This window comes from Pseudomonas paracarnis, from assembly GCF_904063055.1.
In the GTDB taxonomy this organism is placed as follows: Bacteria; Pseudomonadota; Gammaproteobacteria; order Pseudomonadales; family Pseudomonadaceae; genus Aquipseudomonas; species Aquipseudomonas paracarnis.
The window spans coordinates 74,814-96,932 of the sequence record NZ_CAJFCN010000003.1 but is presented as its reverse complement, the minus strand read 5'-3'; the positions used below and the strand labels follow the sequence as shown (position 1 = coordinate 96,932).

The following is a 22,119-nucleotide window of genomic DNA, read 5'->3' as shown; positions in this document are numbered from 1 at the left end:
TCATGGCCGATCCCAAGCAAGCAGACATCGTAGTAGTCGGCGCCGGCATTATCGGCGTCGCCTGCGCCTTGCAGCTGGCACGCCAAGGCCGCCGAGTCGTCGTGCTCGACCCGCAGGCACCCGGCATGGGTGCCTCCTACGGCAACGCCGGCCACCTGGCGACGGAACAGGTGTTTCCCATCGCCGACCTGTCGATCCTCAAGCGCTTGCCCGCCATGCTCCTGGACCCCATGGGCCCGCTGCGCCTGGACTGGACCTATCTGCCCCGCGCCCTGCCCTGGTTTATCCGCCTGTTGCTCAACCTGCGGCCAGCGCGTTACCAGCGCACCGTGGCCGGCCTTCGCGCGCTGAACGAAGGTAGCCTGGGCGCGTGGCAACGCTTGCTGCAATCGATGGGTCAAACGCGATTGCTGCGTGAAGACGGTTCGCTATTGGTGTATGAGCGCGCTGAATTCCGCGCTGCACTGGATGCAGTGCAGCAACGCATGCGGCAGCAAGGCGTCGCCGTGGACTTCTGGAGCGGCGATGCGGTGCGCAAGGCTGCGCCGCAACTGAGCGACGCCATACAAGGCGGGTTGTTCTTCCCCGCTACCGGACACTTTCTGGACCCGTACACGGTGGTTGGCGAACTGGTTAACGCGGCCAAGGCTGAGGGGGTGCAATTTCTTCAGCAGCGCGTTCTGGACGGACGCGTGGAGGGTAGCGGCGTTTCCCTGACGACCGACCAAGGCGTACTGACAGCGCAGCAAGTGCTGATCGCCTGCGGCGCCCACTCGGCCAAACTCACCGCAGCTCTCACCGGCAAACAAGTGCCGCTGGACACCGAACGCGGTTACCACCTGATGCTGCCCCACGAACAACAGCGCCTGCCCTTCGCGGTCACTTCACTGGAGCGCAAATTCATCATGACGCCCATGACCGGTGGCCTGCGCCTGGCCGGCACGGTCGAATTCGCCGGCCTCGACCGCCCGGCCAATATGCAACGGGCCTGGCAGTTGCACCGGTTGAGCAAAGGGCTGTTCCGACACGACTTGAGCGACAGCGAAGCCACGCCCTGGATGGGGTTTCGCCCTTCCCTGCCCGACTCGCTGCCGATCATTGACCGGGTGTGCGAAGGCAAAGTGCTGCTTGCATTTGGTCACCAGCATTTGGGACTGACACAAGCGGCGGTGACGGCCGAGTGGGTTGGGCAGCTTGCTGCGGGTGAGCGGGTGCCGCAATTGCACCTCTACCGCCTGGAGCGATTCTGAGAATACCGAGAACCCAATGTGGGAACTGTCGAGCCCCAGCGAGGCTGCGAAGGGATCGCCTCGCAGCCCCTGAAGCACCGCAGAGTCTGTATCGCCCAGGGCTCGACCTGCTACTTGACCAACCGCTTCTCCTTGGAGGGGCGATAGCCGAAATACGCGCTGTAGCATTTGCTGAAATGGCTCGGCGAGACAAACCCGCACGCCACCAGCACATCCACCTGTGACAACTCGGTGTGCTGCAACAGGCGTCGCGCTTCAGTGACGCGCAATTCCATGTAGTAGCGTTGCGGCGTGGTACCCAGTTGTTCCTTGAACAAGCGCTCCAGCTGGCGGCGGGAACGGCCGGCGTAGACGGCGAGCTGATCGAGTTCCAGGGGCTCTTCGAGGTTGGCGTCCATCAGCTTCACCACCTCGCGCAGCGGCGCGCTGACACAGATGTTTTCGGTGGGTTTGATGCGGCGGTAGCGCGATTCTTCGAACGCCAGAATATCTTCGATGCCTTCGACCAAGGCTTTGCCATGCAGGCTCTTGATCCAGTCCAGGGCCATATGGAAAGCCCCCGAGGGGCTGGACGCGGTGAGGCGGTCGCGGTCGATGACGTAGGGTTCGCTGGTGACCTGCGCCGCCTTGGACACTTCGGCCAGTGCCGGCCGATGCTCGGGATGGATGGCACAGCGATAACCCTGCAGCAGCCCCGCACGCCCGAGGAACCACGAGCCGTTCCACAAACCGGCGAGGCGCACGCCCGCTTCACCCGCACTGCGCAGCCATTGGACAAATGGCTCGCTGGCCTTGAGTTCGGTGCGAAAACCACCGCAGATCACCAACAGGTCCAAGTCCTGCAAGCTCGCCAGCATCAGGTTCGCATCCGGGCGAATGATCAGGCCCAAGTCGCTGATGACTTCGCCCTCGCCCCACCCGAAAGTGCGCGTAGCGAACAGATCAGGGCGCAACAGGTTGGCGGTCACCAGCGTGTCGAGGGTCTGGGTGAAGGCCGGCAAGGAGAAGTGTTCGAGCAGCAAAAAACCGACACGGGTGACCGAGGTTGATTGCTGGGGGTTATCACTGAGGTAGCGCAGGTTCTTGCCTTGCATGCCACCGCTGAACTGGCGTCTTTCCATCGAGGGTCGGCCCACGCTTATTGTTGTGCAGTGGGCGCTATCTTAGGGGCAAATGCAGTGGCTGTCTCAGGTGACGCTCAAGGCGGGTAGCGGCCATTGCACTGATCTTGATAAAAACTGTTCGCTTCAAAAGCCACGGCCCAGGCGCTGCGCGCTGATCTGATACGGTTTTTTCTTTTCAATCTGCGCCTGTATTGAAAACCGCTTGAGGCGGACAATAGCCCCATCCCGACATTCCTGTCGTCCCCTTCCCCTCGGAGGCCTTATGACCAAGATGGCAATTTTCCTGTTTGGCTTTTTGGTGTTGACCATTGGCATCGGCATGTTGGCGACCATCTCACCGGTCTAAGCCCGCATCAACGTGGCGAGGGAGCTTGCTCCCGTGACGGCCTGACAGCCGACGCCTATCTACCTGACACCCCGCGATCCTACTGTGGGAGCGGGCTTGCTCGCGAAGGCGGCCTGACAGCCGACACAATTGGATTGTGTGCATATCCATTGCTGCGGTAACGGCCACTTAGGGTTCCGCCTGACGGCGGGTCACTTTGGAAAAGAGCCGGAATGCCGGCCCAGCCCAAAGTAGCCAAAGGGCTCTTGCCCCACCCTCGGCACCTCGCCTTGGCTCGGTGTGCCCGAACGCAGGCTTCGCATCGTGGTTACCTACGCCCGCCTCAGCCCACAAACAGCATCGGATACAGCGACAGCACCAACAGCCCGGCCATGGACCAGTTGAACATCCGTAACCAGCGCGGCTCGCGCAGCAAGTTGCGCAAGCCACTGCCACACCCCACCCATACGCACACACTCGGCAGGTTGACCACCGCAAAAACCAGGGCGATCACCAGCACATTGGTGACATAACCCTCGGCCGGCGTGTAGGTGGTAATCGCCCCCAACGCCATGATCCAGGCTTTGGGATTGACCCACTGGAAGGCCGCCGCACCGAGGAAGGTCATCGGCTTGCCATGTTCATTTGGGTTATCAGACATACCGCCCGCATTGGCAATCTTCCACGCCAGATACAACAAATACGCGGCGCCGACATAACGCAACAGCGTGTAGGCCCACGGAAACAGCTTGAACACCTCGCCCAAGCCAAGCCCCACACAAATCACCAACAGCATGAAACCGATGCTGATCCCCAGCGCATGGGGCATCGAACGGCGAAAGCCGAAATTCACGCCTGAGGCCAGCAACATGGTGTTGTTGGGTCCCGGGGTGATCGAAGAGACAAAAGCGAACAGCACGAAAGCTGATAACAGACTGGTAGACATGATCATGGCGCGGCATCCAAGCGGTGGTGATGTGCCTGCGACAGTAGTGGGTTATGGCGCGCTGCGCCTCGTACAGCTAGGGGGGGATCGAGGCATACACTTTTGAAGCCAGCCGCGAAGGCTGGCAAAGGAGGATGGACACTCAGCGGCTTTGAGCTTCACGCTGTTGGTCAGTGGCATGTTGTTTTTTTACATGCTTACGCGACCTGAGCTCGTATTGATGGTGAATAAACCAGGCAACCAATAACAACCCCGTGACGCCAAAAACCAAGACCAACAGCTCTAGTGCGGTACCTTCGTGTGAAAACATTTTTCGTTCCTCGTCCTGAAGCCGTATGACCTAAAAAACAGCCACACCGAAATTGTTTGTAATAATTCAAACATTTTAAGGGTAGTCGGCAAATCCGCACGTGACAACCCCTGATTGGCCCAGAACCCTTGATCTAGACATGTCACTCGTCGAAAACACGTATAAATCACAGGCAATAAAAAACCCCGTAGACGCTGATCTACGGGGTTTGTGTTCGCTTACTTGCTGCCAGAAGCGTCCTGCTCGACCACCATATCCAACACGTAGACCGTCGAAGGCGCATCCGCTGGCGGATTCTTCCATTCGTACTGTTTGACCCGCAGCACAGTGCGCACGCCGTCATGATGCACAAAGCCTTCGATAGGCTGGTACAGCGGATGCCAGGTGTCTTGGGTCGCCAGTTGCAGGCCCGCGTCGTCATAACGACGCTCGCGCACTTGGAGGCACTGATAATCTGGAATCAAAGGATGGCTGCACTTGACCGTCTTGGCCGCCACTTCCAGAAACTTGACCTCACCCTCGCTACCGTAGCGGGTCTGCGGGGTGGCCTCGCCTTGCAGCTTGAGCACCGAGCCATCCGCTGTCGTCAGTTGCAGCATCGGCGCCACGTTATCGCCGGTGATCACAGCGCGCAGCTCACCCTTGAACAGCCGCCCTACCTGGGCATCAAGGTCCATCAGGCTCTTGTCACAGGCCATCAGCGTAGAGGCCAGTGGCTGAACCTTCAGAACCCCGTCCTGATAGTGAAAGCCGCCGAACTGACGATTGCAGCCACCGCTGATGCTCAGGTTCTTGTCACCGAAGGCAACACGCAACTTGCGCTCGATGCCTTTGTTCATCGCCACCAGAGGCTTGCCCGACGCATCCGTTGCCGAGACCAGGTTCCAGTCGTAAGCGGATAAGGTTGGCTGGGCTACAGCAACTGAGGTAGTAGGCATTGAAGGTGATTCTTCATGGCTTTTGGAAGGGGCGGCACAGCCTTGGATGAGTGCAGCACAAACGGCTACAAGAAGAATTTTTTGTTTCATGGTTCACTCTGTCAGCTTTGATGAGCCCGGGCGTTATCCTGCGCTGGCAGGATAAGCGCGCGGCTGAACCGGCATGAGGAGGTCGCTTGAGGCTTTACTGAGCGTAGACCCAATGCGCGCTTGGCGGACCTCTTCCTTGGCCGATAGCAATCGGACATCATTTGCTTCGATCAGTTTCACGCATGACGCGCCGTTATCAACCCACGGCTGCCCTTGATGTATGTGTGTTGTCGCCCTATGTTATTGGCATTCATGGAGGATTCTGACTGATGCCACGCGTGGGATTGATACTGACACCCGGTTTTTCGGACTGGGAATACGCTTTCATTGCTGGAACTGCGTCTCCGTATTACGGGATCGACGTCAGGTTTTTCGCTTCTGCTACGGGGCAATTTCGCTCGCAGGGTGGATTGGCGGTAACGGTCGATAGCAGTTTGCAACAATGTCTGGACTGGAAGCCGGACGTTGTAGCCGTGATTGGAGGAATGGTCTGGGAGCGTGCAGAAGCACCCGATATTCGAGCGTTTCTTCATGCTAGTCGTTCAAGTGGAGCGACAATTGCCGGTATCTGTGGAGGAACGCTGGCACTCGCCAGGGCCAGCCTTCTCGACACCGTTCCTCATACATCGAACAGCGCTGACTTCCTGCAACAGAATGCCGTGGGTTATAAGGGGGGCACGCTTTATCGAAGCAGTCCAGTGGCTGTGGTTGCAGACCGCATCATAACTGCTCCAGGCCCTGCACCCGTTAGCTTCACCTGCGCAGTGTTCGAAGCTGCCGGGCTATCTTGCGAGACCACTTCTCAATTCAGATCAATGTTGGCAGCGGAACATCGGTGACTGCGTCGTCCTACAAAACAGCCGGTTAGGTGATGTGTTCGAGTCGCCGCCCATGGACGATTTTTGCCTATTGTGAACGACTGAAATCGCCATTCAATGAACCGGATTCCGAGAACGTTATCCAGGAATACTGGAAGGATTTAGGCTCGACTTGATGGCTCCGCCGCCGATAGCTGCCCAGATCAGCGCTGTGGCAATAAGTACAATGTTCGAGCACCTGAATCTGTTCAATACTCACACCGCTCGCCACCCAGTGGCGCAGCGCATATTTTCGTAGATCAAACCAGGCTTCATTATGTGTGATCTCAGGTTCGACCCAAGGCACACTCGCCGGTGGCACGCGATAGGGGGTCCACGGCGCAGAATCGTTTTGCCAAAGATGGCTGTCGACATGTTCAATACCTTCGACAAACTTCCTGCTCACCTCATAACAACAGGGGCCGATAGATGGGCCTATCGCTATTCTCAATCCCGCAAGAGAAGCACCTTCTTTCTCTAGCCGGCCGATCGAATGACCGAGAATACCTGCTTTCAAACCCTGCCATCCGGCGTGGATTGCCGCTACAAGTGGTTGATCAACCGAAGCAACCAGAACAGGCAAGCAATCGGCAGTAATGACCGCTATCGCACCCTGGACTCCTCTTGAGAATAGTGCATCGGCGACAGGACGTTCATCTCGTCCTTTCCCGTCAGCATCGACGATGTGCGTACCGTGAACCTGAGCACAGTAAAGTGTTCCTTCCGGCAGCGTTAAATTTCCCGAAGTCTCGAAACCGTGGTCCACGCCGGGGATTTCGAGCAGCAACGAAGACAGGTAGGTCATAGAGCAGATCCTATCGACGGCAACCCGGGTACCGGCATATCATCCGTAAGAGGGATGGGTCAAGTTCGCTTAGAACTCTATGTTTCGGATGAGGTGAGCCCACGTTTAACGGCGTCTCAAATTTGCTGAAAAAAGGCAGGGTTACGCAAGCGATCCGGAAAATTGCGGAAGCGATGACTAAATCGCAGGCATTAAAAAACCCCGTAGACGCTAATCTACGGGGTTTCTAAGAGTGGAGGCCGAGGTCGGAATCGAACCGGCGTAGGCGGATTTGCAATCCGCTGCATAACCATTTTGCTACTCGGCCTCAAACGATCAATGCCCTTGTTGCTGACATTCACCGCATACAAACTTGAGTGGGCTACGTGATGCCTGCCTCTACTCTAAACCATTGAATACATTGAAGTTTTTAATGCTTCATTGCGTTCGATGGGCGCCATTATGTACTCATTTGCCTAGGCCTGCAACCCCTTGATTTCAAAAAATATTCTGCCTTGGCATCAAGGGGTTGCGCGTCTGCCCTACTCCTTCACTGTTTGGATTTGGTAGTGCGGGTCGGCCTTGATCTGGGCTTCGGTGAAGGGCAACGGGTGCAGTTTTTTCTCGGAGAAGCCTTGGGTCTGGTCCTTTGAATAAGCGGACGCCGGGTTGCTGGACTCGGAGAATGCCAGGACGCCGACTGCGTTGGGGCCTTTGTCGTCGAAGCTGACGATTTGCAGGTAGCTGGTGCCGCTGACGACTTCGCGTTTGCCGTCGGCGCGGGGCACGGTTTGCATGGCGTTGTAGATACCCAGTTCTTGCGGGCCGCCGTGGATGGGGGTTTGGCCGGAGACTTGGATATCGCCCCAGCGGGTCTGCCCCAATTTGCTGACCTCAGCGCTGGAGGCCAGCATGGCTTCCAGCAGGGCCTTGGCGACAGGGGCGCGGTCAATGGCGAGGCCGCTTGGGGTGGTCAGTGGATGGGCCGGGTCGAAGGCCACGCGCCAGGCATCGGGGATTTGCTGCAGGTGTTGCATCAGGTTGATGAAGTGCACCAGGCCCACGCCGCTGTCGAGGTTGGCGCGCTGGTCCCAGTTTTTCAGGCTGGTGCACAGCGGTTGTAGCGCGTTGGCGTCGGTGCCGAGTTGGTTGGCGCAGAATGTCAGCAAGTCGGGCATGACCTGGCCCGCCAGGTACACCTCGTTGTCCATGACCATGTCTTGCAGATCAGTGACGGTGATCGGCTGCTGCTCAAGGGTTTGCAGGCGCTGGAGCGCGAAGCGCGCGCGCGGGCCGAGGCCGATGTTGTCCTGGCTGATCACCGGCGAGAAGCCGCTCAGCGGCGCCTTGGGGTTGGCCATCCAGGCAGAATCATTGGAGTGCTGCACGTAGTCGGTGCGTTGCAGTTGGGGCAACTGGTCGGCCGGAAAGATACCGGACTGGGCCGCGCGCGGGTCGATATCCCAGGCGCAGGCGCTGTGGGCGCCGTCCAGCATGATCATTTGCAGGCCGGCCCGTGGGTCGCTGCATGTTGCCAGTTTAGCGGCGCTGACGTTGGGCACCACCGACAGGTTCATGTACAGGCTCTGGCCCTGGTCATCGGCGGCCAGGGTGTTGACCCAGGGGATGCCTTGCAGGGTATGCACCGAGCTTTGCAGTTCCTTGAGGCTGCTGGCGCGGTTCATGGCGTACCACTGTTGCAGCACCCGGTCGTTGCTCAGGTTGGCGTCGCGCAGGCTGAAGGCGTAGTGGCTGTCCCAGTCGAGCTTGCCCGGCCATTGCACCACGGGGCCGAACTGCGAACTGTAGACGTTGTGGGACACGGCCTTGAGGCTGCCGTCAGCTTGCTTGACCTGCACTGTTACGGCCGTTTTTTCCAGTGGGATGGACTTGCCGTCCAGCAGATAACGGGTGGCGTCCTTGGGGTCGAGGGTCAAGCGGTACAGGGTGAAGTGTTTGGAGGTGTCGACGGTGTGGGTCCACGCCACATGCTGGTTGAAACCGATGTTCACCACGGGCAGCCCTGGCAATGCGGCGCCCATCACATCCAGCTGGCCAGGGATGGTCAGGTGCATCTGGTAAAAACGCATGCCGCCCAGCCAAGGAAAATGCGGGTTGGCCAGCAGCATGCCACGGCCATTGAATGAGCGGTCACGGCCCACGGCGACGGCATTGCTGCCTCGGTCCAGCGTGAAGCGTTGCTGGTTGGCCGCGGCCAGTGCAAAGCCTTTGGCGTCGGATTGGACATCGGCGGTGGCTTGGGGTGGTGTTGCCCCGACCAGGGCTTCGGCGAATTGGCCGACGCCCCCTTCCACCAATAGCCTGCGGGTCAACTTGACCAGGTCTTGCACTACCAAGGGCCGTACCCACGCGGCCTGGCAATGCGCGGGTGCGCCCTGCTCCTTGAGGTAACGGTTGTAGCCGGCCACGTACCCTTCGAGGCGCTGTTGCATCTGCGGGCTCTGGGCTTTCCAGAATGCCGCCACTGCCTCGGGGGTATTCAACCAATTGAAGAACACATCGCTGGCGAGGTTGTTGCGCTCTTCCAGGGTCGCTTGGTCCGGCCCGAAAAACTTGGCGCGCTCGCCATTGACCGTGACCACTTCATTGGCCAGCAAGCACAGGTTGTCCTGGGCATAGGCGTACCCCATACCCACCCCCAGACCACGCTCGTCAAAGGCGCGAATATGCGGCACGCCATAACTGGTACGCCGGATATCCGCCGACGCCTGCGTCACTTGCTCCCGTGCCGATACGGCCAGGCTCAACCCCAGCAACAGCCCTGCCACGCCCACTCTGGACAACCCGTTGGAAATAATCACGCCGACTCCACAGTCAAATTGAACACCCTCACAAGGGATGGTTACCCCACCGTAAGAACGCAAATCGACCGGAATAATTTAGCCGCACAAGGCTGTATATCGTCAGCGCTTGAAAGGTGACAAATCTGATACCGACAAATTTTCTACATTCATCGTTTCATGATTTGCCTCACTCGTTCGTCTTATTACTCAAGAGCACCATCTTTTCCTGATCAGGCTCTGAAAAGAAAAGGAGTTTTTGCATGTATAACCCGCAAGTGCCCACGGATGGACATTCAAAGGCCACCGATACTCACTTTGGCAACGATACACAGGCGTTCGGCAACGCGCCCGAACAGCAAGGCAACCAGCGCATACGCCACCTACTCAAGTGTTTCGGTTTGCGCACCAGCCTGATTCGACTGAAGGTCATCGACGCCCTCCTCACCGCTGCCGCCAACCAGCGCACCCTCGGGGTACGCGGCGTGCACAGCCACCTGCTGGAGCTGGGCATTCCGTTGTCGTTTCTCAGCGTGCGCGAGGTACTCAAGCGTCTGTGCAGCGAGGGTGTGATCACCCTGAACGCCGACAAGAGCTACAGCCTCCATGAAGAGGCTGCCAAGGTACTCGAAGGTCGTGCCTGACTGACACGCGTCAGAAGTTAGGCTTGACCTTGCGGCGCATGATGCCGTTGATCACCACGACGACCACGGCAATCGCGATGGCCAGGTACTGGAAGGTTTTCTCGCTGATCACGCCAGTGTTCTGCAGATAAGACAGGCCGAACATCGCGCCCAGTACAGCCAGGGCAATCAGAAGCGAGTATTTCAAGCGTTGCTTTTGGGTCATGACGAATTCCTGGACCTGAAGGATGTATCCACTGTGTATCGCCGCGCATGCCAAGCACATACCCAACTACGGGGATGGCACGGCGTCGGCGGGGTCTTATGTTACAGGCGATGAACAGATTTGGCTTGTCCTACGCCTGACAGACCTTTGAAGCCCCTTGGAGAATTGTGAAATGCTTCGACGACTCATCCTGCTGGTTCCCTTGATGATCATGCTGAGCCTGGGCGGTTGTTTCTTCTTCCCGCGCGGCGGTGGCTGGCATGATCGCCACGATGATGGCGGCCGAGTTTACGAACGTCGCTGATCCCCTCGGGAGTACTCCGCCCTAACGAGCTGCCCCTGCGTGCTCACTGTGTGCAGCAAGCCCACTTTCCCCGTGTTGCTGCACCGACGCGTTACATATTCGTTAATAACATTTCCCCGGGCGCCTTCGGAACCTTCCGACGCTCTCATCCCAATCATTCGAGGCCCAAACAAGGAAGAATCATCCCTCGGATTATCATCAGGACGCGTGGGCCAATGCCATTGGAATAACTCACTTGATTTCAGGTATCGCCCACCATCGCCTGCGCCGAAACGTCTCCAGCGATGAAATCGCCGCTCCTGCCCACACCCGTCCGATGCCAGGGACGGTCCAGACGATAGCCGTTCCGGACGTGGATGCGATCACGCCGGTCAGTGCGATTCGTTCTGACCTGATCAAGGGCCTTCAAATAACTGATCAACGCTTGTTGCTCAATCAATACCAACAACTCAACCAGGACATCCAGGCACTGCTGCTGCGCCAGCCGACGCTCAGCAGTGTTATCGAGCAGCAATTGAATCGCAGCTTCGGTACTACACCGCCTGTAGACGCCTCGTCACTGTATGTGCATCGCTATCACACTGATGAACACGGCCAACGCACATTAATCTCGGTGCAGAGCATCACCGAAGCCCTGTTCAACGCACTGCGCCAGCTCAAGGCACCTCCCGGCGCCCAGGCCTCGACCAGTACTGCCAGCACGGAAGTCGGCTTCTACACCAGCGCCTCGCCAAGCGAAAGCAGCCAGCAATTGCACGCTCGCGACACCCTCCTTTCGATTGCACAAACCATCGAAAAAGAACTGCCCCTGAGCCTTTCCCGATTCTGGACCGAGCCACGCACGGGCGAACCCAACCCCGAGTCACCCCAGAACGAATTGCTCAGTATCCACCGAGAGATGCTGTCCACCCTCGCCGCCTTGGGCGTGGAAGACGGTGCGTTAACGCCCGCCGCCAAATCATTGATCGACAAGGCGCTTGAGTATCCAACCCTGCAGGCTCGGGAAAGCGCGATGAGGGATGGCGAAAGGCCCGGTGTCTACCCGCTCAAATTGGATACCCCAAGCCCAGAGGGAAGCCTGCTGGCAGGGGCCTTCCTGATCACCAGCAGCGATGGATCGTCGGCGACACGCCCATTCAGTAGCGCACAGACAGACCGCACCTTACTTCCTGGCCAACAGCAAGGCCTGACGGTGCTCTACACACCTCGCGATGGCTACGAAACCTTCGACAGCCCGGCCAAGGCACTTGCGACCTTGCGTCAACGCATTAATGACGCCCCCGAAGCCGCAGCGCAGCTACTGCAGAGTTTGCCGGTGGAGGTTCAAAACGGCTTGAAGGATGACTGGAAAAATCACTTGAGCCAGGACCTCTCCCCAGTGACCGGCGACGTCATTGCCACAGGCGTGCCGCAGTTGCTGGAGCGCCAGCGGCATCAGGTGAGTAACGCACTGCAAGCGTTGTATGAGTCGAACAACGTTGAGCCGACGCTTGTCGACCCGTGGGGGCATCTTCTGACTGAGACGGGCCTGCCTGAGGCTGCCGACCTGGGACCGCATTTCGACGGCAACAGCGCCCTGTTGGCGCGTGCGCAATGGCTGGACGAGCGCGCGAACAGCATCGGCGCGCGCCAGGCATTGGATCAACGCCTGGGTGATCAGAAAAACTGGCGATACCTTGCGCAAAAACTCAACGAGTCTGCCCAGGCCTTGCCGCAAAGCCCGACAGAACGTGAGGTGTCGGCCCTGCTGAAAAATACGCCGATGAATATCGCGCCAGACTCAGCCCATTACCAAGCCTACATACGGACACCTGGCATGTCCGTAAGCCTCGAAGCCTTCCTGCTTGAAAACGGCGTGCCATTGCCCAAGACCGTGGTCGACTTGCTGGCCTTGGCGCAAAGCGCAAAAGCACGCGCACAGCAACACCCCTTGGGCAACTTCGCAGGGGGCCTGTCCTGGCCGATCCCCTTGGATGTCAGCCAACAAGACACGCTGCGCACGGCCGCCGTCGAACATGCCAACAGCGATCCCGACTTACCGCAGGGGAATCCCAAGCGCGGCGTACTGGAACATCTGGGTAGAAACCTGAGTTTCTCCGAGCAGGCACTGGCGGACCCGGTCAAGGTGCTCGAAACCCTGATCAGCTCCAAGGATGGCCAGGCTCTCGGCCAAGCCATGCAAACCAAAATGAATGGTATCGCCACCGACACCAGCGCAAACGACTATGCCCTGGCGGCGATCCAATTGATGCTGGACCCCGAGCCGTTGACGGCGCCTGTGCGAAACCATGTGGCGGGTTTCGACCTGGCGCAGAAAAGTCATTGGGGCAAACCGCTTTCGACCATCACCAACAGCCTGCGCCAACACTTGATTGACACGGGGCGCGAATCCCCTGAGCTCGCTGGCGCGGCCGCACATCTGTTACTCAGACGCACTGCGCCGCAATTGCTGGTCAAGGACATTCCTGATTCGGTAGTTTACGGCAGCGCCGCGTGGGCGAACCTTTGCATTGCAGTAGCCGCCATTGAAGCCAAGACTCCAGGCCGCGTGGCCGCCCTGTCTTATGCCGAAGTGATGATCACCGCCGACACTGCTGGCGCCGTGCCCGCCTCTGCGCAAGCCGCAGTGATGTTGGATTGGGCCGTGGCCAATGACATTCTTCCAGCGAAAGACGATGCCCTGTATCAGCCAGCCGACCTGGAAAAAGCCCAGGCGCTGTTCAAAGCACAACTCGATACGCTGATAGAAGCCTCATCGCTCATCGGCGGGAGTTTTCCAAGCCGTAAACACATGGCGCTGGACCTCCTCGTGAAGACATTCGGCCCTGGCATGGACTTCGAGCTCAAGATGTTTTCCAGATACAATGGCGATACGCCCAGCGCGCCGCGCTCACTGGTGGAAATCGTCATGGAAGAACGGGTCATGGAGGGTCGCTGGGTACTCACGAAAGAAAATACCGGCGTGGACCTTGATGCCGTTATTGCCTTCACCCACAGCGCGCCATTCAATATTCAACGAGCGTTTGAGGATGCCTTTTCTACCGCCTTGGACAATCATAAGACCGTTAAAAAAACAGCTCTCCTCAACGCGCTCAGCAACCTGCCGCCCGAAGACAGAAAAAACTTGACCCAGGGCAAGCTCAATTATTTTCAAGAAAAAAGTTACAAGGTGGGCATGATCCCTTTCGAAGGTGACACCTTGTTTCACACCAGCCCTACGGTACTGGTCACCGCGCAAAACAATGGACAAACCACCACCTATGAGTTCGATACGGTAAACGGCGTTATCCGAAGCCGGGGCAACCGAAAAACACCGGCGGCCCCTGTCAAGTTCTCCAACGAGATAATCAGGGAAGAGCCATTTTATCCGGACAGAGACAACGTCAAGATCGTCGACAGCGGGCAATCGATTCTCGCAAGTATCCCGGCCAACCCTGTGCCGTTTTCATGGATCGACCTGGGTGATTTGAAGGAAAGCAAGCTGGATCGCGAACAGCCCTCCACGGCACCCCAGCCGTATATGTTCCTGAACCCACGCACTCACCATATCGCCGACTCCGTACTCAAGGCGTTGGACCTGGACAATCCCGCCATCAAGAAAGCCGCTGCGGGGACCACGACCTTTGAGCGTAATCATGAAAAGCTGACGAACTTCAAAGAGTTTTTGCTCGACCTTATTCCCTTCCGTTCCGCAATCGTCAATTTCATGGACGGCAACTACGGCGAGGGGATCACTGACGTCACCCTGGATATTTTCGGTTTGGTCACCGCCGGCATCGGCTTGGCGGCCAAACTCGGAAAAGTACTGGGTACGGCTGGGTCAGCAGTGAGCAAGGCGCTCAAGGCAACGAAAATCATGGTGCCAGCCCTGCTCAAGGAGTTGAACCCGTTAAACGGCGTGGGTGATCTGCTAAAGGGCTCGGGTAAATTCATTTACGAAAGCGTTGAAGCGATAGCTGGTGCGGTGCCATCCCTGAAGGGAAGCGCAAGCCACGAAGCGCTGATCAGCGCCGCAAGCCGCTACGAGGCAGCGGCAACCGGGACCTTCAAGGTGGGCAACCAGCGGGTTCATGGCTCTGCCGTCAAACACAACGGTAAATGGTACCCCTACGATGTGCATAAGCAGGACGCTTACGGTGCGCCTCAAGCTTTTGATCCTGCACATACGCTGATGCCACCCTCACCCCATGCTGACTTTTCCCCTCGGGGGCACATGAACGCTCGGCAAAACACGCGATTTCAACCCTACAAAAGACCCACCCCAAAAGCGCCGAACATCAATGGACACACGCCGACGATCGTAAACAAAACCGATCATCTGGACGCCATCAAAGACGAATACGTAAAACATATTAAAGGCGCCCCCAACGAAGGCCACTTCACACCCAGCCGAAGGCAACCGACACAAGAGCGGTTCAACGCAGAAATGGAAGCTTTCCATCAAAAACTGGACCCGTTGAACCCACAAAATCGCCCCATAATTCCAGAAACGAAACCTTACGAGACAGTGCCCGACCTGATCGAAAAAGCCTTGGACAATTCGGACGTGGTGGTATTCGGGGAGAGTCACCAGCATTTGGCCATGTTCCGCGAAATTGACGCAAGCATCGACCTGTTCAAGCGCAAAAATGTAAAGGTGGTCGGCATTGAAGGTGTCGTCTATGACAACAATGGACTACTCAAGGACGATGGCATGGGCCATACCGGCCACGGTTTGCGGCCCGCCCACCCTCAATTCAATCTGCAGACGTTGATCAGAAAATTCAAGGATGCCGGAATAGAAGTCGTGCCCCTTGACCACTTTTATCTGACACGCCACCGGCATGACCGTAAGGCCTACACGACGCTAAGCGAAACCGAACGAAACCTGAAAAGACTCAAAGAGTTCAACTACTACGCCGCACGCGTCATTGAACAACACAAGCATAAGGGTAAAGTGATCGCCTTGGTGGGCCGCCAACACATCAACTCCACTCAAGGCGTCACCGGCTTGGCTGAGGCGACCGGAGGCATTGGCATCGGTGTTTACGAACGAACAGGCATGAAGGTGGGCTACGGCACGAACTCCACGGATGCCAAACCGGGCCCGCTGGGTACCCTGAACGCTGACAACGATCTGGCGGGAGATCTGCAAATCTTTTCGCCAGCAACCTGATAACACGCTAAATAGTTGCCTGCGTAGCACGCAGGCAACGTTCGAGCCCATCAGCCGCCATGCACCCACCGCTGGTGCAACCAACGCGCTAACGCATCCAGCGCAAACCCCAGCACCCCGATCACCACTACCATCGCCATCAACTCCGAATACGCGAGCCGATCACGGGTGTCGAGGATGTAATACCCCAGCCCCGCACTGACCCCGAGCATTTCGCAGGGCACCAGCACGATCCACAGGATGCCGATGGCCAGGCGCACGCCGGTCAGCACATGCCCTACCACGCCAGGAATGACCACCCGGCGCAAGGTTTCCCAACGCGTGGCGCTCAAGCTCTTGCTCAACTGTAACCAGCGCGGGTCGAGCTGACGCACGCCCGCTGCGGTGTTGAGCATGATCGGCCAGACAGCGGCAAAGGCCAGAAGGAAGTAGATAGGCTGATCGCCCACACCCATCAGCATCACCACGATCGGCATCCAGGACAGTGGTGAAATCATCCGCAGAAACTGGAACGCCGGCGTGGTCGCCGCCTCTAGGTTACGCGAACTGCCCACCAGCAACCCGAGGGGTACGCCTACCAACAACGCGATAAACAGCCCGACGAAAATACGCTTCAGGCTTACGGCGATATGCAGGTACAACTCACCCCGCCCGAGCAATTCCCACAAGCTGCTGGCGGTGGCCTCCAGGGAAAAGCGCGCCGATAGGCCATCAGCCTCGCCGAACACGTTCACGCCCAGCCACCACAGCACCAACAAACCCGCCAAGCCAATCAGCCCCAGCCACCAGCCGGGGATTCTGCTGTTGTTCAAACGCCGATCTCCTCGTGCCGCTCATAACCATCCGGCAAACCGAAGGTCTGCATGCCACCCACGGCTTCGATCGCGTTGCGCACGAAGCGGTCGTCCACCAGGTCCTTGGCCACGAAGGCAGGGTCCAGGCCTGCGAGAAACTTCTTGTCGCCTTCGATCAAGGTGTCCTTCAAGCGCCGCACCAGTTCTTCGGTGTAGCTGGGGAACGGGTACGGTTGGAAGTCGATGCGGTGCTCGTCCCAGTTGGCGTGCTGGATCGCGCCGTCGGCCACGTAGGAGGCGCGGTCGCTGGCCGCCGGCGCCAGGACTTTGCTCAACACCGGCTCGGCATGGGGCGTGTAACGGTTCGGGCCATCCTTGGACAGCAGCTTCACTGCCTCTTCACGGTTGTCGCGGGTCCACACCTGGGCCTTGACGATGGCGTTCACCACCTTCTGCGACCACTCCGGACGGTTGGCCAGGTCGTGCTCGTGCATGAACACCACGCAGCAGGCATGGTTTCGCCACACGTCACCCGTGAAGCGTTGCACGCGACCGACCTTGAGGTTTTCTGCCAAGGCATTGAACGGCTCGGCGACGATGTAGCCGTCGATGCGTTTGCTCGCCAAAGCCGGAGGCATGTCCGAGGGCGGCAACACGATCAGGTTGACCTCATTGGCAGCAATCGAACTGCCGGTGGCACGGGTGACCGGCGTGAGGCCGTTATCGCGGAACAGTTGCTGCACCACCACGTTATGGATCGAGTACCAGAACGGAATCGCCACCGACTTACCGCCCAGTTGCTTCACGTCGGTAATGCCTGGGGATACGGTCAAGCCCGAACCGCCCACATGGTTCCATGCCACGACTTTGGCCGGGACCTTACTGCCGTAGCGCGCCCATACGGTCATTGGCGACAGCAGGTGTATCACGTTGACCTGGCCGGAGATAAACGCCTCGATCACCTGGGCCCAGCTACGCAACAACACCGGGCGCTCGGCCTTGATGCCTTCGGCTTCGAACAGGCCGTTGTTGTGGGCAACCAGCAGTGGCGTGGCGTCAGTGATGGGCAAGTAGCCGATGCGGACCGGCGCGTCGGGCTCATTGGCGGCGCGCGCCTGCAGGCTGCTCAACAGGGGCAAGGCGCCCGCGGCACTGAGCACGGCAGAGAGCTTGAGAAAGTCACGGCGCGAGTGGGTCAGGTCATCCAGACACATGGGTAAACTCCTGTTGTTCAAGGGGGTTGGGTTGAGGGCGGCTCGCCTGCCGTAAGGTTTTCAAAATCTCGATACGCAGCGCGCCAATGGCCTCGACCTGCTCTTCCCGAGGGTGCGGCAGGTCGATAGCCCACTCGCCCAACGTCCGCGCCGGACGGTTACCCAGTAGCAGGATGCGGTCCGACAGCAACAGCGCTTCGTCGATGTCGTGGGTGATCAATACGGCCGCCGAGCCTTGCTCACGATTGACCTTGAGCAACAGGTGCTGCATATCGGCGCGAGTCACTTCATCGAGCGCGCCGAAGGGCTCGTCGAGCAGTAACACTTGTGGCTGACGCGCCAGGCAGCGGGCCAGTGCCGTGCGCTGTGCCATGCCACCGGACAATTGCGCCGGGAACTGCTGACGCGCAGGCTCCAGCCCCACCGCTGCAATGGCGTGGTCAACACGACGGCGGCGTTCTTCACCACTCAAGTGCGGTTGGCGAGCGAAATCCAGGCCGAAGGCAACGTTTTTTTCCAGGGTCAGCCAAGGCAACAGGCTCGGGTCTTGAAAAGCCACCACCACGCGCGGATGCGGGCCGCTCAACGGCTCGCCCAATACCTGCACGCGGCCAGCCTGAGGTGCCTGCAAGCCGGCTAGCACGCGCAGCAGGCTGGATTTGCCCACGCCGCTCGGGCCCAGGATCGACACCACTTCACCCGGTTGCAAGTGCAAGTCGAAGCCTTGCAACACCGGCCCGCTGCCATACCCCAGGCAAATGCCCTGGGCCGTCAATACCGCCTGGCTCATAGATTGGCCTGGCGGTGTAGCTCGGTACGCAGTTGCACCAGGCTGGGCGTTACGATCGGTACAAAGGCCGACTCGCGCCAGCGCCGGGCAAAGCCGCTGCCGTGGGCGGTCAGGTAGGCCTTGCCACCGCTGGCTTGCAGTTCAAGCTGCACAGCGCTGGCGGCGGTTTCGGCCAGCGCGATACGCAGCTTGAACAGTGGTATCGGCTCGGCGGTAAAGCGCCCGGCCAACAGCCCGCTTTTAAGCTCGCTGACCAGATGATCCAGGGTCACGCGCAGGGCTTCCAACTCGTCGCGCAACACGGTGCGACTGGCGCCCAAATGGTGGGCTACTTCAGCCAGGGAACGCCGCGCCAAACCAATCGACATGCCGCACTGCAAGCCTAGAAACGCCGGGCGTACCGCCGGTAAAAACTTGCGCGCATCCTCGTGCAGCAACCATTCGCGACTCAGCTCCACGCCTTCCAGGCCAAGCGCTGCGGTGTTGCTCGATTGCAGCCCGAGCAGCTCCAGGTCGCGGGAGCGCTGCAACCCGGCCACCGAATCCGGAATCGCCAGGATAAATGGCGCGCCGCCCCCTGCATGCTCGATGGCCGCCGCAGCGACAAAGCCATTCTTGCGCAAGTTGGTCACCCAGTGCAGGCGACCGTTGAGGGTCCAACCGTGGTCGTTGGGCTCGGCGCTGATCTGCAACGACTCGATACCCGACAGAAACTTCATCGCATTCGACAGCCCGGTGGCCCCAGCCAACTTGCCGCTGAGCAGGTCAGGCATCAGTTGCTCGCGCAGACGCTGATTGGGACTCTGCAGCAAGTACTCGATAAACGAGCGCTGGCCCCAGCACACAAACGCCGCCGCCAGGGAATGGCTGGCTACATTGGCGATGGCCTCGACCGCACCCGCCACGTCACCGCCCAGGCCGCCCAACTGGGTGGGTACACCGATTTTCAGAATATTGGCTTCTGCCAGCCGCGGCAGCACTTCCTGTGGATCGCAACTGCCCACGTCCAGGGCCTGCGCTTGAACATCGAGCCAACGGCTCAAGATTGGGTCAAGCATTCATGTTTCTCCTTTTACAGCGGGTGGGCCAACGCCAAATCAGTTGGCCGGTTTTTCCCAACGGTATTGCGCCAGCTCCGGGTTCAGCGGGGTACGGGCAAACACGTTGGCGAAGTTGCACAGGGTTGCCAGGCTGACCCCCAGGATGACTTCCAGCGCGTGGCCGTCGGTGTAGCCGGCGGCACGGAACGCCTCAAAGCCCGCGTCACTCACATCCCCACGGGTGGCGATCACCTCACGCGTAAAGGCGGCGAGTGTCTCATAGCGTGCGTCAGGCAACTCACCCCGGCGGCGCAAGGCCTCGATCACCTCCTCGGGCAGCTTCGCTTTGTTGCGGGCAACCGCGGTGTGGCCAGCGACACAGAAATCACAACCGTGGCTGGTGGCGGCAATCAATTGCACCACTTCACGGTCGGCCAGGCTCAGTTCTGCCTTGGCATTCAAGCCGGAGACGGTGATGTAGGTTTCCAGCGCGGCCGGTGCGTTGGCCAGTACGCCCAGCAGGTTAGGAATAAAACCCGAGGCTTTGAGCGCGTTTTCCAGGAAGGGTTTGGCGGCTTCCGGTGCGGTTTCAGGCGTGAGCAACGGTACACGGGACATGAAGTGGACTCCTGTTGGGTTTCAATGCCCCAGTCTGTTGGTTCTAAAAAAAGCGCTCAATAGGCTAAAGTAGCGATTACTTGCTCTTGAGTCTTTCCATTAGATGAATTCGTCCGATGTACTTGTCGATTGGTTATTAGATAGCCTCGAACTCAACACCAGTTTGTTTCACGTCGGCCGTTATTACGGTGACTGGCACGCGAGCACCCACGGCCTGGCACAGGCGAGCTTCCATTTGATTGTGCAAGGCGAATGCTGGCTGCATATCGACGGCGATCCAATGCCCCACCACCTGAATAATGGTGACGCGGTGTTTCTGCTGCGTGACTTTGCTTTTCGCCTGTCCGGCCAAGCCACGGCAGCCGGCGCCCAGGAGTGCCCACGCCGTGCGATGCTGCCCCTCGACAACACGGCCACCGACGGTGTGGGATTAGTATGCGGTTTCTTTCACTTTCAATCCGGCTTGTCGACACTGATCGTCGACACCCTGCCCAGCTGGATCATCCTGCGCGCCGGCGACCCGTCGCTGACGGCCGCACGCAGCCTGTTCGAGTTGATCCTGCACGAATGCGCACGCACGCCAGCGCCCTCTTCCGCGCTGCTGGAGCGCCTGTGCCACCTGCTGTTCCTGTATGTATTGCGCCAGCAAGTACTCGACAACACCGAGCTTGGCGGCTTGGCGGCGCTGGGCCGGGCACCGGCGTTTGCGCATTTGCTGGAACAATTGATCGCCCGCCCGGCCGAGCCCTGGAGCCTGGAAAGCATGGCGGCCTGTACCGGGTTGTCGCGCTCGGCGTTTTTCAAGCGCTTCAGCGAATTGTGCGGGCAGTCACCCGGGCAAGTACTGCTGATGATCCGCATGCGCCACGCCTGTGGGTTGCTCAAGGCGGACCAGACCGTGGCCGAGGTTTCGCTGGCAGCCGGGTATCAATCGGTGGCGGCGTTTACCCGAGCCTTTCATAAAGTTACCGGGCAACAGCCTGGCGCCTATCGCAGGGCGCAAGCCTAGCCTTGTAAACCGGTGCCGGGCCGGGCGCACAACTGCACCAGCCAATCGACGAACACCCGCACCCGTTGCGACAATAGCCGATGGGGCGGGTACAACGCAGTCAGCGCCATCTTCGGCACGGCCACATCAGGGAGCACCTGCACCAGGGTGCCCTCGGCCAGTTGGCGCAGGGCGTGATAACGAGGTGCCTGGATCAGCCCGTAGCCGGCTTCGCACGCAGCGAAGTAACCCGCGGAGCTGTTCACGGCAACCACTTTCGGCAGGTTGATCGGATGCAACTCGCTGCCCAGCAGAAATTCCAGGCCAAACCGTTTACCGCTGGCACGGGAAACATACTCGACCATTTGGTGACCCGCCAACTGCTCCAGGCAGGTGGGCGTGCCCATGCGTTCAAGGTACGCGGGGCTGGCCAGCGTCAGTTGTTCCATCATTGCCAAGGGCCGCGCCACCAGCGATTCGTCCAAGGCCGGACCGCCCCGCAACACACAATCGACGCCTTCGCGAATCAAATCCACTGGCCGGTCATTGAGGCCGATCTCCAACTCGATCTGTGGGTACAGCGCGGTGAACGTTGGCAAGGCCGGAATCACAATCAAGCTCCCAATGCCTGAGGGGCATATCGATGCTCAAGATGCCCCGAGGGTTCTGGCGCCGCGTGGAGAACACCGCCTCGGTTTCCTCAAGATCGGTCAGCAACTGCACGCAACGTTGATAGTACGCCGCGCCATCCAGGGTCGGGCTGACGTGGCGCGTGGTGCGCTGCAGCAGTTGCACGCCGAGATGGGCCTCCAGTTGCTTGATCAGAATTGTCACGGAGGCGCGTGGCAATTGCAGGCTGTCGGCGGCCTTGGCAAACCCGCCCAACTCGACAATCCGAGTGAACACGCGCATGGCGTTAAAACGATCCAAGAGAATGCTCCT

General features: G+C 59.1%; 18 protein-coding genes, 1 tRNA gene and 1 pseudogene. 6 read left to right on the top strand and 14 right to left on the bottom strand.

What is annotated here, in order from left to right; genetic code table 11:
• Positions 1–2: 2 nt before the first annotated feature.
• Positions 3–1,250, top strand: a complete 1,248-nt coding sequence (locus tag JMV15_RS07745; RefSeq protein ID WP_069868957.1) for an NAD(P)/FAD-dependent oxidoreductase — start codon at positions 3–5, stop codon at positions 1,248–1,250.
• Positions 1,251–1,360: 110 nt separating this feature from the next.
• Here JMV15_RS07745 and JMV15_RS07740 read toward each other — a convergent pair whose 3' ends face one another.
• From JMV15_RS07740 to JMV15_RS07725, 4 genes are all read right to left on the bottom strand, one after another.
• On the bottom strand, positions 1,361–2,344 hold the full coding sequence (locus JMV15_RS07740; protein ID WP_051661087.1) for a GlxA family transcriptional regulator: 984 nt from the start codon (positions 2,342–2,344) through the stop codon (positions 1,361–1,363).
• A gap of 698 nt (positions 2,345–3,042) precedes the next feature.
• Positions 3,043–3,651 (bottom strand): LysE family translocator, encoded by a 609-nt coding sequence (locus JMV15_RS07735; protein ID WP_069868529.1) that lies wholly within the window; start codon positions 3,649–3,651, stop codon positions 3,043–3,045.
• A 136-nt stretch (positions 3,652–3,787) separates the two neighbouring features.
• Entirely contained in the window at positions 3,788–3,955 is a 168-nt protein-coding gene (locus tag JMV15_RS07730) for a hypothetical protein (protein WP_166644900.1), read from the bottom strand.
• A gap of 218 nt (positions 3,956–4,173) precedes the next feature.
• Positions 4,174–4,893 carry an META and DUF4377 domain-containing protein gene (locus JMV15_RS07725; protein ID WP_230957570.1) on the bottom strand — a complete coding sequence of 240 codons (720 nt, stop codon included), beginning with the start codon at positions 4,891–4,893 and terminating at the stop codon, positions 4,174–4,176.
• Positions 4,894–5,252: 359 nt separating this feature from the next.
• On the opposite strand from JMV15_RS07725, the gene JMV15_RS07720 reads away from it, so the two are divergent.
• Positions 5,253–5,822, top strand: a complete 570-nt coding sequence (locus JMV15_RS07720) for a DJ-1/PfpI family protein (protein ID WP_019817124.1) — start codon at positions 5,253–5,255, stop codon at positions 5,820–5,822.
• A 67-nt stretch (positions 5,823–5,889) separates the two neighbouring features.
• On the opposite strand, the gene JMV15_RS07715 is transcribed toward JMV15_RS07720, so the two are convergent.
• From JMV15_RS07715 to pvdQ, 3 genes are all read right to left on the bottom strand, one after another.
• Complete coding sequence (locus tag JMV15_RS07715) at positions 5,890–6,645, bottom strand: polyphenol oxidase family protein (protein ID WP_081339069.1); 756 nt, start codon at positions 6,643–6,645, stop codon at positions 5,890–5,892.
• 233 nt (positions 6,646–6,878) lie between these two features.
• A tRNA-Cys gene (locus JMV15_RS07710) sits at positions 6,879–6,952 on the bottom strand.
• 214 nt (positions 6,953–7,166) lie between these two features.
• On the bottom strand, positions 7,167–9,446 hold the full coding sequence (gene pvdQ / locus JMV15_RS07705) for a bifunctional acylase PvdQ (protein ID WP_069868531.1): 2,280 nt from the start codon (positions 9,444–9,446) through the stop codon (positions 7,167–7,169).
• 242 nt (positions 9,447–9,688) lie between these two features.
• Here pvdQ and JMV15_RS07700 point away from each other — a divergent pair, with 242 nt between their 5' ends.
• The gene (locus JMV15_RS07700; protein ID WP_019817127.1) at positions 9,689–10,069 is read left to right on the top strand and encodes a hypothetical protein; all 381 of its coding nucleotides are present in this window, start codon (positions 9,689–9,691) and stop codon (positions 10,067–10,069) included.
• Positions 10,070–10,079: 10 nt separating this feature from the next.
• Here JMV15_RS07700 and JMV15_RS07695 read toward each other — a convergent pair whose 3' ends face one another.
• Entirely contained in the window at positions 10,080–10,274 is a 195-nt protein-coding gene (locus JMV15_RS07695) for a hypothetical protein (protein ID WP_014718591.1), read from the bottom strand.
• Positions 10,275–10,446: 172 nt separating this feature from the next.
• On the opposite strand from JMV15_RS07695, the gene JMV15_RS28565 reads away from it, so the two are divergent.
• Together JMV15_RS28565 and JMV15_RS07690 are read left to right on the top strand one after the other, a co-directional pair.
• Positions 10,447–10,578: a hypothetical protein gene (locus JMV15_RS28565; protein WP_019817128.1), complete on the top strand. Its 132-nt coding sequence runs from the start codon at positions 10,447–10,449 to the stop codon at positions 10,576–10,578.
• A gap of 235 nt (positions 10,579–10,813) precedes the next feature.
• Entirely contained in the window at positions 10,814–15,733 is a 4,920-nt protein-coding gene (locus tag JMV15_RS07690) for a membrane-targeted effector domain-containing toxin (protein WP_201491330.1), read from the top strand.
• Positions 15,734–15,783: 50 nt separating this feature from the next.
• Here the strand turns inward: JMV15_RS07690 and JMV15_RS07685 are convergent, their stop codons facing one another.
• Genes JMV15_RS07685 through JMV15_RS07665 form a run of 5 tightly spaced genes read right to left on the bottom strand, consistent with a single transcriptional unit; the run spans position 15,784 to position 20,189 of the window.
• Positions 15,784–16,545 carry an ABC transporter permease gene (locus JMV15_RS07685; RefSeq protein ID WP_038450266.1) on the bottom strand — a complete coding sequence of 254 codons (762 nt, stop codon included), beginning with the start codon at positions 16,543–16,545 and terminating at the stop codon, positions 15,784–15,786.
• Positions 16,542–17,741, bottom strand: a complete 1,200-nt coding sequence (locus JMV15_RS07680) for an ABC transporter substrate-binding protein (RefSeq protein ID WP_038450268.1) — start codon at positions 17,739–17,741, stop codon at positions 16,542–16,544. The genes JMV15_RS07685 and JMV15_RS07680 overlap by 4 nt, the downstream gene beginning before the upstream one ends.
• Entirely contained in the window at positions 17,728–18,531 is an 804-nt protein-coding gene (locus JMV15_RS07675; RefSeq protein ID WP_014718595.1) for an ABC transporter ATP-binding protein, read from the bottom strand. The genes JMV15_RS07680 and JMV15_RS07675 overlap by 14 nt, the downstream gene beginning before the upstream one ends.
• Positions 18,528–19,589: an acyl-CoA dehydrogenase family protein gene (locus JMV15_RS07670; protein WP_014718596.1), complete on the bottom strand. Its 1,062-nt coding sequence runs from the start codon at positions 19,587–19,589 to the stop codon at positions 18,528–18,530. Before JMV15_RS07670 ends, JMV15_RS07675 begins: the two co-directional genes overlap by 4 nt.
• A 39-nt stretch (positions 19,590–19,628) precedes the next feature.
• Positions 19,629–20,189, bottom strand: coding sequence for a carboxymuconolactone decarboxylase family protein (locus JMV15_RS07665; RefSeq protein WP_032902407.1), 561 nt, complete (start codon positions 20,187–20,189; stop codon positions 19,629–19,631).
• Between the two features lie 103 nt (positions 20,190–20,292).
• Here JMV15_RS07665 and JMV15_RS07660 point away from each other — a divergent pair, with 103 nt between their 5' ends.
• Entirely contained in the window at positions 20,293–21,198 is a 906-nt protein-coding gene (locus tag JMV15_RS07660; protein ID WP_201491329.1) for an AraC family transcriptional regulator, read from the top strand.
• Here the strand turns inward: JMV15_RS07660 and JMV15_RS07655 are convergent.
• Positions 21,195–22,107 (bottom strand): annotated as a pseudogene (locus tag JMV15_RS07655) (LysR family transcriptional regulator). The gene JMV15_RS07660 and the pseudogene JMV15_RS07655 overlap by 4 nt on opposite strands.
• Between the last annotated feature and the right edge of the window lie 12 nt (positions 22,108–22,119).